Genomic DNA, 18,266 nt, shown 5'->3' with positions numbered 1-18,266 from the left:
AAAAAAACTAACGTACGAATGCCATCGCTACGCCTCCGTCAACGTTGAGCACATTCCCCGTCGACTTATTCAAGTTACCACCCACAAAGGCAAAGCAAGCATTGGCGATATCATCCGGTAAAATAATTTCGTTTAACAACGTACGTTTTGCATAGTATGCTGGTAATTCCTCAACGGTAATGCCGTAAGCTTTGGCACGACCTTCTGCCCATCCGCCGGCCCAGATATTACTATCGGAGATAACCGCATCCGGATTCACAACATTCACGCGGATTTTGGCTGCGCCAAGTTCTGCTGCATTCAAGCGGCTGAGATGAAGTTGCGCAGCTTTTGCACTTCCGTATCCTGCATTGTTCGGCCCGCTTACCAAGGCATTCTTGCTAACAATATTCACAATGTCGCCACCGATATTTTGGGCTTTTAATACTTTTGTAGCGCCTTGTGTCACCAAGAATTGACCTTTCACCAACACATCGTATAGCAAATTCCAATCTTTCTGCGTATGGTCTTCGATGGATTTAGAAATGGACAAACCGGCATTGTTTACGATGATATCCACACCACCAAAAGCCAATGCAGCTTCTTTTAATGCTTCCTCTATTTGCTCCTGATTGGTAACATCCAGTACTGCTGTAGCCACTGCGTCCTTTCCAAACAGATCGATAAATTCTTGCTTGGCGCCTTCGAGGCGTTCTGCATTTAAATCATTCAATAAGACGACTGCACCTTCATTTGCAAATTTTTTCGCGATTGCTTTGCCGATTCCACCAGCGCTTCCTGTCACTAACGCAATTTTACCCGACAATGCCTTCGGTTTTGGCATACGCTGTAGTTTTGCCTCCTCCAATAACCAATATTCGATATTGAAGGCTTCCTGACGAGGCAAAGAAGTGTATTCACTAACCGCTTCAGAACCTTTCATCACGTTGATAGCATTGATGTAAAATTCTGCTGCTACACGTGCGGTTTGTTTGTCTTTTGCAAACGCAAACATTCCTACACCAGGATACAGGATAATCACGGGGTTTCTATCGCGAATAGCCGGGCTGTTAGCATGCTTACAGGTTTCGTAATATTCGGTATACATGGCCCTGTAATCTTCAAACAGCGGCTCAAGCTGTACCTTCACAGCATTTATATCACTCAAGTCAGCACCTTTATCCAAGTTAAGGATAAGTGGTTGAATCTTTGTTCGTAAGAAGTGGTCTGGACAGCTGGTACCCAGCGGAGCCAAGCGCTCCAAATCGTTGGAGTTAATATATTCCAGCACTTTATCATCATCAGTAAAATGTCCGATCATGTGGCGTTCGCTGGAACAAAACCCTCTTAAAACAGGTGCTAGTTTTGCAGCTTGCTCACGACGTGCATCTGCCGATAAGCTTTCAATCTTTTGTCCGCCGAATACGGGCCTATTTTTACCATAGTTCTGCGCCAAATATTCCGCACAGGTTTCGATAACATCCAGTGAGTTGACATAACTCTCATAAGCCGTATCACCCCAAGTAAACAGTCCATGGGAACCCAACATGATACCACGAATACCTGGATTTTCATCCAAGCAAGCTCGCAATTGCAACCCGAGATCAAAGCCCGGCTTCTGCCATTCTACCCAACCGATAGTACCGTTGAAAAGTTCCTGTGTAATTTTCTTACCATCTTTTGCTGCTGCGATCGCGATAGCCGCATCTGGATGCAGATGATCGATATGTTTGAACGGAAGAAAACCGTGCAACGGCGTATCAATGGATGGCGCTTTCGAGTTCAGATCAAAGATACAATGGTTGAACAACTCTACCATTTCATCTTCGTGTTCAATACCACGGTATACATTCTCCAGATTACGCAAACGCTCGACATACAAGGCCCCCAATCCGGATTTTTTTAGTGTACCGATATCTCCCCCGGAGCCTTTAATCCACATCACTTCCACTTCTTCGCCAGTCAACGGATCTTTATCAATTGTTTTGCATGACGTATTTCCCCCGCCATAATTTGTAATTCGCAAATCTGACCCCAACAAGTTGGAGCGATACAACAATAAAGCAACTTCATCACCTTCAAGCGATTTTGCTTTTTGTTCATCCCATAGATAGTTTACATGTTTGTATTCTTTCACGGTTGTATAAATTTTGATGTTATTTTTATTATTCTAATGTTTTTGCAAATCCGACAATACAAATGGAGAGTATAATCGTCAAAATACCTGCGATAATAGCGGTATAGGTTGATTTATTTACCCCCTTCCATTCCTTCAGGATGACGCCCCAGGCATTGGCTATTAATATGATAAATGCCATGTGCAATATCCAGGAACTTGCTCCGTTGCCAAGACGGCTTTCACCCATACCATAAAAGAAAAATTGCAAATACCAGGTTGTTCCGGCTAAGGCGCACAGCAAAAGATTCTTTCGCAGCGGCGCGGTTTTCTTCGTATAATCCGAAAACGTTTTGTTTTTGGCCAATAAGTAGAGACACCAGATGACATTAGTGGTGAAACCTCCCCATAGAATAACGACGTAGCTCACATTGTTTTGGTACAGGAATTCTCCCTGATTAGGATTCGCTGCCTTCCAAATCTGATTGGCAACATCTGCCATCGGCTTCCCAGCTTCGATACCAAAGTTAAAACAGGCACTCAATACACCCGAAACGATCGCCACAACAATGCCTACTCCAAAATTATAATCTGATTTTGCCTCGACAGAGAGGGTGGATAAACTTCTTTCTTTCAGAAAACCAGCTCGGCCACAGAGGTATATCCCAACGATACAAACCACAAGACCAACCATTACACAAATCCCTGCATTCGTCGTAAAGAAATAGTCAATTCCATGTTTTCCGGGTGACTGATTGAAAAAGTAATAAATGGCAGGCATTAACGAACCAAATACCATACTCAAACCTAACATGACGCTACTTCCCAACGAAACGCCGAGGTAACGGACACCGAGTCCATAGGTTAAACCACCGATTCCCCAAAGCAATCCAAACAGGTAAGTATAGCCAAGTGTCGAGGTTCCCGCTTCGCGGATAATATCCCCAAAATTCGGAATGGTCAACCATGCCGCTAATGGCGGTACGATAATCCAGGAAAATAGTCCGCCGAGAATCCACATGGACTCCCATGACCAACCTTTTACTTTTTTATAGGGGACATAGAAACTCCCCGATGCGAATCCACCGATAAAGTGAAACAAAACACCTGCTAATGCATTCATAAATTATGTATTATAATAGTATAGATCATATGTAACAGTTTTCTAAGGTAAAGGGAATATTATAGAAAACTGTTATGTTCTGTCATGTATGACATAGTCCACAACGCATAATTATCTTCGACGAGTCGTTTCGGGTTTCGGCATTTGTAAGTGCGGTTTATTATAAACCGTCTAACATATTCACCACATCCTTTGTTCGCTCTTTCGGCAGCACCCGTAAATCGATTAGCTTACCGTTTCGTAATTTACCTTCCACCGTTGTTTGCTTCGGTGCGTGGAGTTTGAAGTCGACATCCCATTTTGTCGGCCATGAAGGAAAAAGATAGAGTTTATCGTCGACTGCTTGCAACAACATTTCTTGCAAACCAATCATGCCAGATCCTCCCCAGTTGTGATCCGGTACCCAATCAAAGCCTGGCCCCCAAAAGGTGGGAAATCGTCTATCCGCATTTTTCAATTTCAGGGTTGTAAATTTCTTAGCCTCCTCAGTCAGTCCTAAGCGTGCAGCGAAGATGTTATCTTGTTTCCAACCAACATGGCTTCGGAATTTTAAAACATCGGGATCGTGATGAAAGGTATTTAACGCTATGTCTATATCCGGTTTTCCAATACCATATATCCCCCATGGATACACGCCATAGAGTTGCGGAGCTTCCGTATTGTTGATACGCGACCACAATTCAGCGGGGGCCAGCATTCTTTTACCATCTAATTCCCGGATAGGTAAAGGCGGAATCTTCTTTTGAAACTCTTGTAAATATGTGCGCAAGCTATCGTTTACTTCTGTTGAAGAAAGCGACAACATCCGTCGTGTTACCTCCTGCAGTGCAGCCACGGTAGTAGAGGCATTGTATGCCATTTTATACGTTTCGGCAGAGGATCCGGGGTAAAAGATCAAATGTCCATTCTGATCCAGTATCTTACTTCCAAGTTGCTTTGCGCGGTATTGATAATGTTCGTCAAAGAAACGCAGGCAACTCTCTATAAAGGGGATATAGGGTCGAATATCGGCATCACTATAATTTGCTGTTTCCAGCATCATCATACAAAACTCCAATACCGTATCCCATTGGTGTTCTAGCCAAGCGTTGTATTGTAATCCTTTGTCGTGGCTTTTTGGTCGTTTCCAATTATATTCTGCTGGATTAGGCAAACCGAAATTTTCGATCTGCTCGGTAAAACTCGCTCCACCGTGCCCCCAATACACCTTCGATCGCCATTCCGCATTGCGTTGTATCCGTTGGTAAAATTGAAACTGTGCAGGCATCATATCAAAGTCGCCGCTTTTTAGCATAGGCCAATATACCAAACGTTGGTTTTGCGCAGTATGCGTACCTCCTCCCCAATTGCGGAAATCAGGCGTAAAGTTCATCGTACTGTCAATCGAAGACGGATCATACGTGAACAGTCCTCCATTAAATTTGGTCGGATATTTGCCATAAGCGTTCGCTGCCAACATAAAACGAAAAAGCTGATAATTGCGCCCTACCTGCCAACTTTCATCTTTTTCGTCGGGTCGCGTAGGTTGTATCCGGATATAGCTTCTTTCCCAGAAAGCACGCCACCAGTCCAAATTTTTACGTTTGATCTGGGCTTTGGGTTCGGTTGGATTGGACAGCGCATGCAATTGCCCTTGCCATTCGGCTACAGAAACCGGACCTGCCACATGTAAAGAAACCTGTAAGTCGTGTTTCCTAGCAGGCTTCTTACTTTTCAGAACCCAAGCCTTATAGTTAGTTTCCATGTATTTGCCGAAGCGTTCTTCGATAAAATGAAAATTCTTCCCTTGCAACACACCTCCTGACACCAAATCAGTCAATGGATTATACAACGAATCCTTCACGGTTTCCATACCTTGTTGACGCACGACGATATCAAACACGGTACTATCGGTATTTTGGTGAAAAAAAACAATTCTATTATCTATGGCGTCAATACTATCACGTTTTGTCACCACCTCATGTGGAGGTGCCCATTTCCAGGAGTTTGCGTTATTTTCCCGCTTCTTCGGGTAAAGCTCCTTATAGCGCCAATTTTCATAAGATGCTTCTACGTCAACATTTTTATTCGCTTGAACATCTACATAGACATTCGGACGTTCCACATCTACCCATAAGAACACGTCCGCCTTCACGCCATTTTTTTCTCCCGAAATAATCACCTGTCCCTTATCAACCTGCAATTGCTGCTGGAACGCGGCACCTTCAAACGGGTTAGGATAAAGTTTTAGGCGTACCCGACCGAGTTTCAATAAGGTATTATTCTCATCAAAAGCACCCGATTTGCCTAAATAAAAAAGAATATCTCCGTTTTCTACCCATACGTTCAGACCTATATCGCCGCCACCCAATGGCATGGACTCTCCGGAATGTTTACTCGGTTTATCCCAGGTGATATAATAATCTTCCCAATCAAACTCCTGAGCGCATACTTTAGCGGAGAGCTGCATACAGCATACCAAAAGAGCTATATATGTTAATCGATTCATTTTGTACTATTTCATTGTTTGGATCTTCACCTATCACGCGTCTTCCTTTTTTGCAAAAAGAAAAGACCCTTACAAGGCATTGCAATAAACCCTAATTAACACCTAAAAGTCACCTCCGGATATTTGACGACTGCACAAACTCATCCTTAGTACTATCCCTTCCTGTCAAATATCCGAAGTGACGAGTTTTGCTCCACTTTTGCGGTCAAAAGTGGAAAAAAATTACCAATCATCAGTTCGGAATGAACTTACCGGTAAACCATTGACCCCGAACAAGTCTCCGATCACAAAATCTTTAAACGCATAGCGTACAGCAACGGGTTTGGCTACACGTGGAGACGACACAACGATCGTTTTCCCCTGTACAATCGCATTCGCGGGATAGAAAACTTTATTTTCTCCAGCAATTTCAAAGCTTTTGATATCCTTTCCGAAAGATGTCAACCCCAATGGCGCATCCTTAAATTGTACCGTAACTGTACTACCTTCAATAGCAATACTATCGTAAACTGGACTCCTGTGGTTCAGTCCTTCTATATGGTAAGAATCCCCTAGAGCCAATAAAGCTAAGCGATCCCCTCCTTCTTTCTTTCGCGCCGGGTGTATACAGTTAGCCTCTCCCAGATCCATCGTTACAGCCATACCCGAATGCGGTATGTTGGCAAGCGACTTCCGCTGCGCATCCCGTATAAAAGCGGAGTTGTATTTTCCACCTACATGGTACGGCGGCAGGGAACCATAGTCAAAGGGCGCAATTTGCGCATAGTAAAAAGGCAGCGTATCATCCTCCCACAATTCCCGATACTTGGCGACCATCCTCGGAAACAAGACCTCGTATTGGTCGGGTCTTTCGTAGTTCGATTCGCCCTGATACCAGATGATACCTTTTACACCATAACCTGCTATGGGATTAATCATACCATTGTATAGCATCGTCGGTTGCCTATTTTTATCTTTAAGCCCTTCTTCTTGCTCAGGAATGTCAACACCTTCCATATCTTTCAGCCAAGCAGCGTCCATCCAGGCTTCTACATTAGAGCCTCCATAACTGCTATGGATAAGACCTACAGGAACCTTTAATATTTTCCGTAAACGCTGCCCAAAGAAATACGCTGTCGCACTGAAATTAGCAACATTTTCCGGAGTAGCTTTCTTCCACGCCGAGGGCTTACTGTCGTCTGCTGGTTTCAACAAAGGATTGCGCGGCACGGTATATAAGCGTAGCTGTTCATCCGACGATTCTAGAATCGCCGTCGTACTACCCATGATTGGCTGCGCCGGATAGCCTTTCATTGGCATTTCCATATTGGATTGCCCCGAACACAACCACACCTCGCCAATCCATACGTCGTTTAAGACCACGGTATTCTCTTCAGAAATGGCAATATTATAGGGCCCGCCCGCGAGGGGCGTCTGGATAAATAAACGCCAAGCACCTTTTGCATTAGTCTTCACCTCATATCGCTTCTTATCCCAAGAAGTTTCCACCTGTACCGTCGTGCCGTTTCTTGCCCAACCCCAGATCGGAACGCTCTTTTGTTGTTGCAGTACGATCCCATCGGTAAAAATAGCGGAAAGGCGGATCTCCGCTCGCGTGCTAAAGGAGACGGATAATAATAGAAAGACGATTAAATATTTCATATTTCCTTTAATTTTTACGTGGCAGCCAAACAGCCATATCACCAAATGTTCGGTTTCCCCAGGCGAAATACGGGACCAAACGAATAGCCACTTCTTTTTGATCTTCAGCAGTTACTTTTCGGTAGAGAGAATTCCATTGTTCTGTATTATCGGTATATGCGTTTCCTTTAAGGAAAACGATCGATTGTCCCATTACCGTTTCTTGTACCGGTTCAAACTTAACAGATGTTTTTACTTTCAGATTAAATAAATCGAGATCTGCCGGAATATCTTCTTTTTCCAAGCAGTACACAACCGGACCACGCATTACAGCGACCTCGTTTCGTGCTTCCTCAACTAACGGATTGGCCTCCATAAAAGTCACTTGCATAGGTAGGCGCAAGATGATGCGATCTCCTTTTTTAAAGGATCCAGCTAATTTAGCATATCCCTTTTCTAACTGAAAATTCACCTTTTTATTGTTGTGCGTGATTTCTGCTTCTTCGGCCCAACCGGGTATACGCAGTTTCAGCGCATAGTTTGCCGGCAATTCCTCCACAACAAACGACGCGACACCATCCCACGGATAGTTAGACTCTTGTGAAATTTTAATTTTTCGGCCTTTATATTCCGTATCGAGGACATTTCCACCAAACAGGTTCACCCATACAGCGTCATCGGAAACGCTATAGGCATAACTGCTAACCTCCGCGATTGTACGAACCACATTGGGCGGACAACAATTAGACAGCGAAATGTATGGAACACGTTTTTTCGACCAACGTTGTTGGAAAGGCAGATTAGACGAGTAGCTTAGCGGATTAGTATATAAAAATTTGTCTCCATCCAAGCTAATACCGGATAATACACTGTTGTAAAGTGCCAATTCAAGTACGTCGATGTATTTCGCATCCCCGGTCAATGTTGCCATGCGCCAATTCCAGAGCATGTTACCGATATTCGCACAGGTTTCATTATGTGCTGTTAAATTTGGCAGCTGATAATCTCGACCAAAAGCCTGATGTATTTTTTGTACATCTGCGGGGTTATAAGAAGTACCATCGGGTGATGTCCCATCATACAAGGAACCTAGACCGCCGGTAATATACATTTTGTGCTTAACGACATCATCCCATATCGCAAAAAGACGATTGCTCAACGTGGTATCTTGTATTTCCGTAACCAGATCGGTTACGCCGGCGTAAAGATAACTAGCCCTCACCGCATGCCCCATGGCTTTATTTTGTTGACGGAACGGAATACGATCTTGATTGTCATCCGTACCGTCTTCAATTTCTCCTTTAATATCGATCAGGTGTTGCGCCAATTCTAAATATTTAGGGTCTTTCGTGGTGCGATACAGCTCGATTGTTCCCATGTAATGAGATGGACATATCGCATTTCGCGCTAAGGTGGGATTTGATTTTTTATAGAAACCGTAGAGATAATCTGCCGCCTTAATCGCTATATTCAAGAGGTTATTGTTTCCCGTTACCCGGTAGTGTATGCATCCGGCGGTCATCAGATGCCCGATGTTATAGGCTTCAAAGCTTAAACGGTCTTGGAATTCGATGTTCTCACCAGAATTACGTTGGTCGATGGTTGCTTTTGTGTAGATATATCCATCTTCGCGTTGCGATTTTGCTATCACGGGCGTCACTTCATCGATCATTTGCAGCAAACGCTCGTCTTTCGTCTGCGCATACAATGCACAGACCGCCTCCAGTGTTTTATAAAAATCGCCATCATGAAACGAGGGTCCCTTATGCTCTCCCTCCTCTAGACCCGCAGCAATCTCAAAGTTGCGGTAAGCGTGGCTGATATCCGCGCTCGTGTAGACATCCCAAAGGTGGGGTACCATACGCTCGTAACAAACGCTCGTACGTTCTGCCCAGAAACCCTTTGTCCAAGACACATCCCCCATATTTACGGCATTTTGTATGGCGAAAGGACTTTCACCGGTATTTGTAATCGCTTTTTCTTGCGCATGTAACTGTCCGGTTAACAAACCAGACAAAGCCAGTATAAGTAGACTCTTTTTTGCTTTCATGTTGTTCATTTTTTATGATACCATATCAATTGGACATCGCCTTGCAATCCGGATTTCTGTAGATCTTTTAAATATTTCGGGGTCGCTATCGTTTGGATAAGCCTTTCTGCCGGTTCGTGGCGGCTTTCATAGCCAAAACGGTTGCCCCAGGTGTTATATACCCGTACTTCCAGCTTATTTTTACCACGCGTCAAATAGTCCGTTACATCAATCTCTAATGGGTTTGTCCATATGACACCAACCTCTTTCCCGTTCAACACGATCTCTGCAAGACTTTCCACTCTTTCTAGTTTCAAGGTTACACGTTGTTCACCTATTTTCTTGGGCTGATTGAAGGTTAAGGAGTAGCTGCCCATCCCTGAATGATAACGCACATCATCCACTACCGATGTCGTCCAGAAATCTGGGTGTTGTTGCTTTATGGGTTCGTGTTTCACATCGGCCAGCTGTAAATTCCATTCGCCTTTTAATGTCTCTACTTTCACTACCTCCCAATCTGGAAGATTCAGCTGGCTCTCGCTAAATAACACAAAAAATGACTGGAACGGCTCAAATACTATATTTAACTCGGTACGATTATCTTTTTGCACCGAAGAAACTGGCAATAATCTATCTTGAAGAACATCGTACAAATAGATGTTTGATGCAGTTGCTCTAAACGATAGAGAAGCCTTACGTTGTACGCTGTCTTGATTTGCAACAAAATAGCTATCTCCACCATCAAAATGTCGGTGGTTCCAAGAAATGGATGCATTATTTTTGTTATCAATGATCACATCCTCTTTTATGCCCAACGGGTCAAAACTATCCGCATGATATACACCAAGATAAACTTTACCTTTTCCGAGGGCCTTATATTGTAAACCATCCGCCATCTGCATATCGCTAAAGAGTTTATCGACTATCTTTTGAAAAGCTATAGAATCTTGTTTAGCAACAATACCATGTATATGTGTAGGTTTCTCTTTAAACAATACGCTTGCTCCCTGTTCCGCTAAATCCGCAAACTTTTGTAGTACGGCCAGTGAGAAGTGGTTTGGCGTAGGATTCAAAAGATGCTGCCCAGGTACCACCAGCAAACGATAGGCGATATGATCGGCAAACACAACGTTCCCATCCACCACTTTCGCCTGGTTCAGTAAAACATCGGGATTAAAGGAATCATACGCGTATCCCCGCAACGGGTCAACCCAATCGGCAGGATTATACATATTTGCACTCGTCGTCACACTTGCTATTTTCTGTGCTGGCCAACCTTCGTTACGCATCAGCGAATCGGTTCGGTCGACACGAGACTCTCCTATAATACCCGGCAATGTGTTTGTTAAACGGTCTGGCAATATCGATCGTCTCGGCATTTCCTCACCAATAAATACGGCTATATCACGTACCGGCTTCCCAGTTTGTAATAATTGTTGTGCACGTATAGCATAATCAACCCAAGCTTTTCCAGGTTTCCACCAGGTTTGGTCACGTTGAAAATAAAGACCTATACCGTCCAATGTCATCCCCGGTTTACGATCCATCCAAGGATTATGCACATAAACATGGTAAACTAGACTATTGATACCTAATGCAAAGTTCCGGTCCTGAAGCGATTTTAACAAGCGCGGATGCTCATCCCATTCCATCCGGATTTGCGTAAACGCTTCTGCCATGATGTTATTCTTACCATAGATGTGTCCGCCGGAGGTCGCGTCTAAGATATCATTAGGCTTATCATGCGAAGGACTTCTGAACCAAAACTCACCCATCGGCCTGTCCGCCCAGCCGAAATGTTCCATACCATCGCTCAACATCACGGGAGCGGTCATCTCTGCCGTAAATTCCACTCCATACTCATCCGACTTCTGGCGGAGCGTTTGATAACCTTTCTCCTGCAACAGATCGGCGATCGTCTCGCGGAAGTCGTGCAGGAAAGCTTCGGATTCTCCGACACTGTTAACAATATACCCGGCTAATACGGGAAGATAGGTCGTGAGATCATACCCTCTCCTTGTTCTAAACTCCTGCGGCATCTGCTTTGTCCAATTTTGGCTACCCGATTCCCAGGAATCAATATGATAGACGGTGAGCACATCCTTGGCTAGTTCTCGTCCCACCATTTCATAAGCTTTTCCAAACCATTGCTCGAACTGGAAAGCAACCGTTTCGGCATTCAGTTTATCACACTCCAACCCCTTTCCTGCACCCGCCGTTTCATTTTTATGCCCTGTCGTGGTATGCCCGATCCGCAGGATCTTCCAGTTGCCTGCCGGCAATTCTGTCGTGAGTTCTTCACCTTGGACAGCGGTTGGATTCAGCGTAATCGCTTTCTCGCTATCCATAACATAGGCCGGATTAACGTCCCTTTCGTCGGTTGGCAACGAAACCCGCCAAATTTCACCTATCTTACCTTCATATTGATGAACACGCGGTTCTTCAAATAACGTAATCCCTATAAGATTGATTGAAGGTTTCCATTTAGCAGCATCTAGGTCTTCTGCTCCGGGTTCAAAATTGGTCGGATCGAACACAAAACGAAAATATTTTGCTTCGGTATACGGAATGGTATGCGTGACACCGTTGTCCCAATCCAGCCAACCTGTTCGCGGGGATTTTAGCTGCATCAATTCGTCAAAGTTGACACCGTCATTACTCACCAATATCTTCAGCCTATTTGAGCCGTAATTATTGGCGCGACGATCTACTTTTACTGCATTACAAGGAAAGGGTTGCTCAAACGCGTATTGGATCCAGCCGGGTTGGGATGTCGCGAAACGCCGATCGTTATCTTTTTGTGCCAAATGCTGTATATCTTCATCGTAGCTACTGGTAACCCTAGGAGATTCCTCATCGCTACGTCTATATTTTTTGGGTATCGGGATAGCAAACAACTGAATATCTTCATAGTAGTTGTGTAGCTTTTCCGGTTGTGGCAACGGAATGTTGACCTTACCCGGACGATTAACGGTTATTGTCGTATCCGCATAAACCACTTTTTGCATCGATTTTTCTGGTGTGATCCAAGGACCACCAGCGGTAGCAAACCCATCATTAGGGAACATCGCTATCTGTATACCATATCTCTTGGCCTCCGCTACCAGATGCCGGAACATTTCCCACCATTCCGGTGTTAATGTTTCTGCTGCGGGCTCAAACAACGGTGGATCTGTCTTTGCTTTGATAGGCGTAAAATAAGCTCCGGCGATATTGTTTTCCGCCATCGCCTGTAAATCGGCCGTGATCCCTTCTTTTGAATAGCTGGCATGCATAAAGTACCATACCACCCACGGTTTCGCTTTTTCATACGAATCTGCTGCAAGCGGAACGATATGGGTCGGAATGCCTTTTATTTGGGCATTTCCCAAAAACCAACTACATAATATCCCTATACTGATATAAAACCGTAATCTCATCTATATTTACTGTATATATTGTTTCACATCTGTTTTTCCATCCATAGGGATCAGATGAAACGAATAAGTATAATTTTTTGCAGGCACCTGGTATTTTTCCAACGGTGCTGAAACATCCGTCCAGCTGTCATTCCCCCCGATTCCCATTTGTTTAAAATCGACATTCAACGTGATTTTATCTTCCTTTTCGAGCTTGTACCAATGCTTACCTTCTACGATTGCTTTTTGTGAGAATGGCCATGCACTCATGTATAAGGGCTGGTTTCCAATCACCAAAAGACCTGCTTTTTTATTGTTGCGAAGGTGGAACCACCGCACGTCCATACGATTACCGTTCTCCTGAGGAACTAAATATGGCTCCATAAATTCATCGATATCCATAGCGTAAACGCCTAGATCAAATCCATAGTCCCTATCGGGATAATTTTCCATAAAGCCTAGCCCATAATATTGAATCTGTTCAAACGTGGGGTTAATGCCCATCTGTAAGCCTATTTTAGGAATATTTGGCAAACCATCTTTTACGTCCAACTGGTAATTGACAGACACGATACCGTACGGTTTGACAGCATAATTGACCGTCACGTTGGCCGAATCACCTGGCAACAGATAACGAGACTGTATATGTATTGCATCTACCTCTTCTCGCATGTTTATGTTGACTAATTTTGCCTCATTATACCAATATTTCAATTTTCTATCCGGTTTCCAGCCTCTGCGGTCGTTCTCCGTTGCCGGACGCACGAAATTCGGCAATACGGCGCCATTGATGATTTCTTGTCCTTTATATACTAGCTGCTGCAGTCCGCCAGAAGATTTGCAAAAAAAAGCTTCAAACGCTGCCCCCGTAACGCGATATCCCGCATCATTTTCTTCTACTTTCAAGGGCTTCCCGGTAAGCTTCAATGGTTTCATCACACTTCCCAACTCCTGCCATCTCACCTGCGACGAAGAGACTACAAAACCCTCGGATGCCCAAAGTTCATCCGTTTTTAAACGAAACTGTATATCGAGTTGATATTCCTTTTCTTCCTTCAGTTTTACCGGGATATAGGAAAGCAAATCCATTGCTGTAGAGTCGCCCGCAGCCAAGTCGATACTAGGCAATTTCACTTCTTTCACCACTTCTCCGTTTTCTCTTATAAGCATGACAGGTTGATAGTGATTCAGATTGTGTTCCACCGCCCGGTTCTTTATCTTAATTCGTGCCGTTTTCGCATCCAGCAACACAATTTCCGCCGGCTGATAAATCCTCTTATTATCATACATGGCCGCTTTCGGGCGGTTCCAGGCATCCGCAATACCATTTAAGCTGAACGCGCCATTATGGATTTTCTCGCCAAAGTCTCCTCCATACGCCAGAACTTTACCATATATCGAATCCTGCCGCACTAGTGCCTGATCTTTATAATCCCAGATAAAACCGCCTATTAGACGCGGGTGTGCGCGGAAGATATCCCAAAAATCTTTCATGTTTCCGGTCGAATTTCCCATGGAATGGGAATATTCTACAAAAAGAATCGGACGGTTATCGTCGTTATCCTGTTCCAACAGTAACTTCGGCGTAAAAATGCCCGGATAAAAACGCGACACGATATCAACATAATATTGATCCTTTATATTCTGTAACCGGTAGGCGTGTGCATTTGACTTGGGATAGCGTGGGTCGGAAGGGTCTATATAGCCCGGCAACTGATGGCTTCCCATAGCCGGCTCATAATGCAGTGGACGTGTAATATCAAAATCATGCACCCACGCCGCCATTGCCGCGGTAGTGGGGCCTCTCCCAGACTCATTGCCCAGCGACCAAATGACAACCGAAGGATGATTCTTATCCCGTTCGACCATCCGGGTGAGGCGCTCCATGTGGGCCGCTAACCAAGCTGGGTCGTTCATCAGTTTTCCACCCAAACCATGTGATTCCATGTTTGCCTCATCCATCACCATGATGCCGTATCGGTCACACAGCTCATAAATGTAAGGGTCATTTGGATAGTGCGACGTGCGTATGGCATTAAAGTTAAACTGTTTAATCTGCCGGATATCCGCCTCCATATCTTCACGTGTTAACGCTTTCCCGCGTTCGGGATGATGATCATGTCGGTTGACGCCATAGAGCTTCGTCAATTTGCCGTTAACCAAAAAGGCCCCCGTGTCTTTAGAAATTTCGATACTTCGAAAGCCTACGTTACAGCTCTTCGCTTCTAACAATTGACCTTGTTTATCATACAACGTAATAATTAATCGATATAGGTTGGGATCTTCTGCCGACCATTTCTTAGGATTGGAAACATGGGTTTCCAACAATCCGAATTTAACATTGTCCAGCCGGGGATAGATCTCATCGAAAATCTCTCCCGCATCTCGTTGCATCTCTTTCGACAGGATCGGATTATTATTTTCGTCATATAATTGTGCCTTCACTGTAAACCCATTAATGCTATCTCCTGAAAAGTTATCAATCTTTGGTCTTAACGAGAATTTGGCATCACGATACGCGGAATCAAGTGTCGCTTGCCAATGGAAATCCGCAATCCGTACCTTGGGCTCTGCCATTAAGAAAACATCACGGTGTATACCGCTTAGCCGCCAATGATCCTGATCTTCCAAATAGGAAGCGTCGCTCCATCGAATTACCTGCACGGAAATACGGTTTTCTCCGGGTTTCAGATAAGGGGTCGCATTGAACTCCGAAGGCAAATGAGAGTCCTCCGCGTAGCCGACATATCGGTCATTTATCCATAGATGATAAGCGGAAGAAACAGCTCCGAGATGTAGCGTCACATTCATGCCGTCCCAATCTGCGGGCAAATCGAAGGTCCGTTGGTACGAACCGACCGCATTATAATCTGTCGGTATGCGCGGTGGATCGATCGGTAGAAACGGATATACAGCGGAACGATAGATGGGAATATCATATCCTTTCATCTCCCAATTAGAGGGAACCATAATCTTGTCCCAGCCGGCTACTTCCGTTAAATGAAAATCCTTAGGCGCGTCCGCCGGTTTTATAGCGAATTTAAAATTCCATTCACCATTGAGGAACAACAGACGCTTGTTTGTCTCGCGATCGCTTCGCAGCGCTTCCTCTATAGACGCATAAGAATAAGCCGTTGCTCGAGCCGGCTCCCGATTGATAGCTGTTATCGTAGGATCTTCCCATGCAGTAGCTATCTTCCCATCTGGAACCGGCGGAATTACCGCGGGTTTGCCGTCCACGGTCTGCCCCTGTACATTCACAGAAGACAGCAATAGCAATAAGCCTAAACCACTACCCCTCATATTCCACTTCATAATCGATTCCCTTTTCTAATTCGAGTGTATACGTATTTTCAGATACCTTCTTTATTTCCCCGTGGTTTGCCCGCGGCAAAGATTTACTGACAATCTTCAACGAACCTTTGCCACTAGGAGATTTCACTTTAATATTTTTTTTCGATACAAAAAGTTCTATTTCGCCATCAGGTGTCGGTACTTTTCCTTCCATCCATTCCTGCGAAGCTAAGTATGGTGCTATCGTATAGGTTTTGTACCCAGCAGAGGTCGGTTCAACCCCTAGATAATATTTGCCCAGCAGGTAAATCGGACTGGCACCCCAAGAGTGACAAAGGCTTTTACCAAATTCCCTGCCGTACATCGTGTAGTGTTCTGCTCCTTGTTTTTCGGGGTTATATTCTTCCCAAAATGTAGTTGCTCCCAATTTAAGCATACCACCCCAGTAGCTTTTAATCTCGTCCATTACATAATCTTTTTCCCCCAATGCACAAAGCGCTTCTAGTTCGTAATAACGCATATAAGGGGTCATAATCTTTTTGATATTATCGTTCAATAACACGTTCTCTTTGACACCTTGCTGTTGTTCGGCCGATAAATAATCAAAAAAGATCGCAAACATGTTTGTATAGCGCGTCACTTCATCCGTTTGTTTTCCGTCAACACGACTATGGACAAAAGCTGTTTTCTGATCATTCCAGTAAAATTCGAAGAATTTCTGCTTTAACACGTCCGCTTCTTTCGCATAAAAACTTTTGTCTTCCGGAATTTGCAGCAAATCGGCGCATAATGCCATCGTCTCCAGACTACGGCATAGCAACAATTGCTCGAAACTGACCTCGCCCTTTTTACTCAATCCTTCCGCCCAATCAATAAAGACCCAATCGCCCGCCAAACCTTCCATCAAACCATCTTGATTTCTTCTGTTTAGACAAAATTCCATTAGGGTTTGCATTCTCGGATATACCGATTCGATAAATTCTTTGTCACCCGTATAACGGTAATAATCGTATATGCTCAAAAACCAATAGAACGTATAGTCCATAATGGTATTGATATGCGTGATGGTGGGCTCTTTACCTCGCAACGCCAAGATAGTACGCTTTACCGTTTCAGAGTCGAAACCGAGATAGTAGTTCATCGCGTACGATTGATAAGCATCACCGCTCCATATCCAACGGTCGCGCTTGATACCATCAATATAAAACTCTCGGGACGTCAATTCCATGGTATATTTCGCAACTTCCCATATTTTATTCAATTCTTCGTCAGAACTCCGGAACGTACCTCTATCTTCCACAGGCAAGTACTCGTATTGCATGGAAACCTGATTAAACTGCACATTTCCTTGCGGTTCGATATAGACGTACCGGAATGCTTTAGAAAGATCTAATGTGCTATCTTGCGTTGTCGACAGATCCACGTCTAATATATCAAGCGTTTCGCAGGTTTCTGTTGCCAACGCCTCTTCTTTAGACTCTCCATAATAAATCCTTACATTGCCTTGTCCTTGTAATTTATGTAGCGTTAGAAAACCAAATGTATTCTTACCGAAATCGACCAAGAAACCTTTATCATGGGCGGTTTTACTCACCGCTTGTTCCGGCCTTGTCGGAAGCTTAAATTGGGATGGCTTTTCGTTTGGATCGTCCATATTCCAATAGCCTACTTTAACATAAGTCGTGCCGGATGCATCCGAAGCTTTTCCCGTTTCATCAATCCACTCTTTATCTTCAAACGTGGCCAGCCACTCTTTATCGGTCTGCACATACTTGCCGGTAACATATAGTGCCGGCACATGCGCTTGGTTATATACTTTGATATTAATCTGTTGTTTTCCTTTTTCCAGCTTTACCTTGGAAGGCATGCCCGGCAACATTTTACCGTTTACTTTCACATTATATTTACCTTCTGCATGGATTGTAATTTCATCGGCTTCCGGCAAATCGAATTGCTTGTTAAACTCGACAAGTACATAATGGCTGTCCATCTTCCAAAAGGGCGGAAAAAACGTACCTCGCTCCGTTCTGCGGTTTTGCATATCATTGCTTAGCCAAACCTCAAAATCGCCCGGGTACCAAATCCAGGTACTTGTGTGTTGCGCAAATGACGTGGCTGCTGCAACTAAACAGCCTACAATTAAAAATAATTTCTTCATCCTATTTTTATAATAATGGTTGAAAATGTGTTCGTGCTAATATCGTATAAAGTATCGCAAT

8 protein-coding genes are annotated in these 18,266 nt (G+C 44.2%); all 8 read right to left on the bottom strand.

Annotated features, from left to right (window positions below):
- Positions 1–7 precede the first annotated feature (7 nt).
- Positions 8–2,116, bottom strand: coding sequence for a bifunctional aldolase/short-chain dehydrogenase (locus tag G5B43_RS04615; RefSeq protein ID WP_165293556.1), 2,109 nt, complete (start codon positions 2,114–2,116; stop codon positions 8–10).
- A gap of 28 nt (positions 2,117–2,144) precedes the next feature.
- The gene (gene rhaT, locus G5B43_RS04610; protein ID WP_165293555.1) at positions 2,145–3,218 is read right to left on the bottom strand and encodes an L-rhamnose/proton symporter RhaT; all 1,074 of its coding nucleotides are present in this window, start codon (positions 3,216–3,218) and stop codon (positions 2,145–2,147) included.
- A gap of 160 nt (positions 3,219–3,378) precedes the next feature.
- A complete protein-coding gene (locus G5B43_RS04605) occupies positions 3,379–5,706 on the bottom strand; it encodes a DUF5703 domain-containing protein (RefSeq protein ID WP_165293554.1) in 2,328 nt (775 codons plus the stop codon).
- A 222-nt stretch (positions 5,707–5,928) separates the two neighbouring features.
- Complete coding sequence (locus G5B43_RS04600) at positions 5,929–7,347, bottom strand: sialate O-acetylesterase (protein WP_165293553.1); 1,419 nt, start codon at positions 7,345–7,347, stop codon at positions 5,929–5,931.
- A 7-nt stretch (positions 7,348–7,354) separates the two neighbouring features.
- Positions 7,355–9,376 (bottom strand): glycoside hydrolase family 127 protein, encoded by a 2,022-nt coding sequence (locus G5B43_RS04595; protein ID WP_165293552.1) that lies wholly within the window; start codon positions 9,374–9,376, stop codon positions 7,355–7,357.
- 5 nt (positions 9,377–9,381) lie between these two features.
- Positions 9,382–12,774: a glycosyl hydrolase gene (locus G5B43_RS04590; RefSeq protein WP_165293551.1), complete on the bottom strand. Its 3,393-nt coding sequence runs from the start codon at positions 12,772–12,774 to the stop codon at positions 9,382–9,384.
- Between the two features lie 6 nt (positions 12,775–12,780).
- Positions 12,781–16,068, bottom strand: a complete 3,288-nt coding sequence (locus G5B43_RS04585) for a glycoside hydrolase family 2 TIM barrel-domain containing protein (RefSeq protein WP_240904751.1) — start codon at positions 16,066–16,068, stop codon at positions 12,781–12,783.
- Positions 16,046–18,205: an alpha-rhamnosidase gene (locus G5B43_RS04580; protein ID WP_165293550.1), complete on the bottom strand. Its 2,160-nt coding sequence runs from the start codon at positions 18,203–18,205 to the stop codon at positions 16,046–16,048. The genes G5B43_RS04585 and G5B43_RS04580 overlap by 23 nt, the downstream gene beginning before the upstream one ends.
- Positions 18,206–18,266: the final 61 nt, after the last annotated feature.

It is taken from the genome of Sphingobacterium sp. SGR-19 (assembly GCF_011043555.1).
In the GTDB taxonomy this organism is placed as follows: Bacteria; Bacteroidota; Bacteroidia; order Sphingobacteriales; family Sphingobacteriaceae; genus Sphingobacterium.
This window is presented reverse-complemented; position numbering and strand designations above follow the sequence as displayed.

Coding starts and splice junctions, on each gene's coding strand:
- rhaT (WP_165293555.1), bottom strand. CDS start 3,218: ATGAATGCATTAGCAGGTGTTTTGTTTCACTTTATCGGTGGATTCGCA.
- G5B43_RS04605 (WP_165293554.1), bottom strand. CDS start 5,706: ATGAATCGATTAACATATATAGCTCTTTTGGTATGCTGTATGCAGCTC.
- G5B43_RS04600 (WP_165293553.1), bottom strand. CDS start 7,347: ATGAAATATTTAATCGTCTTTCTATTATTATCCGTCTCCTTTAGCACG.
- G5B43_RS04595 (WP_165293552.1), bottom strand. CDS start 9,376: ATGAAAGCAAAAAAGAGTCTACTTATACTGGCTTTGTCTGGTTTGTTA.
- G5B43_RS04590 (WP_165293551.1), bottom strand. CDS start 12,774: ATGAGATTACGGTTTTATATCAGTATAGGGATATTATGTAGTTGGTTT.
- G5B43_RS04585 (WP_240904751.1), bottom strand. CDS start 16,068: ATGAAGTGGAATATGAGGGGTAGTGGTTTAGGCTTATTGCTATTGCTG.
- G5B43_RS04580 (WP_165293550.1), bottom strand. CDS start 18,205: ATGAAGAAATTATTTTTAATTGTAGGCTGTTTAGTTGCAGCAGCCACG.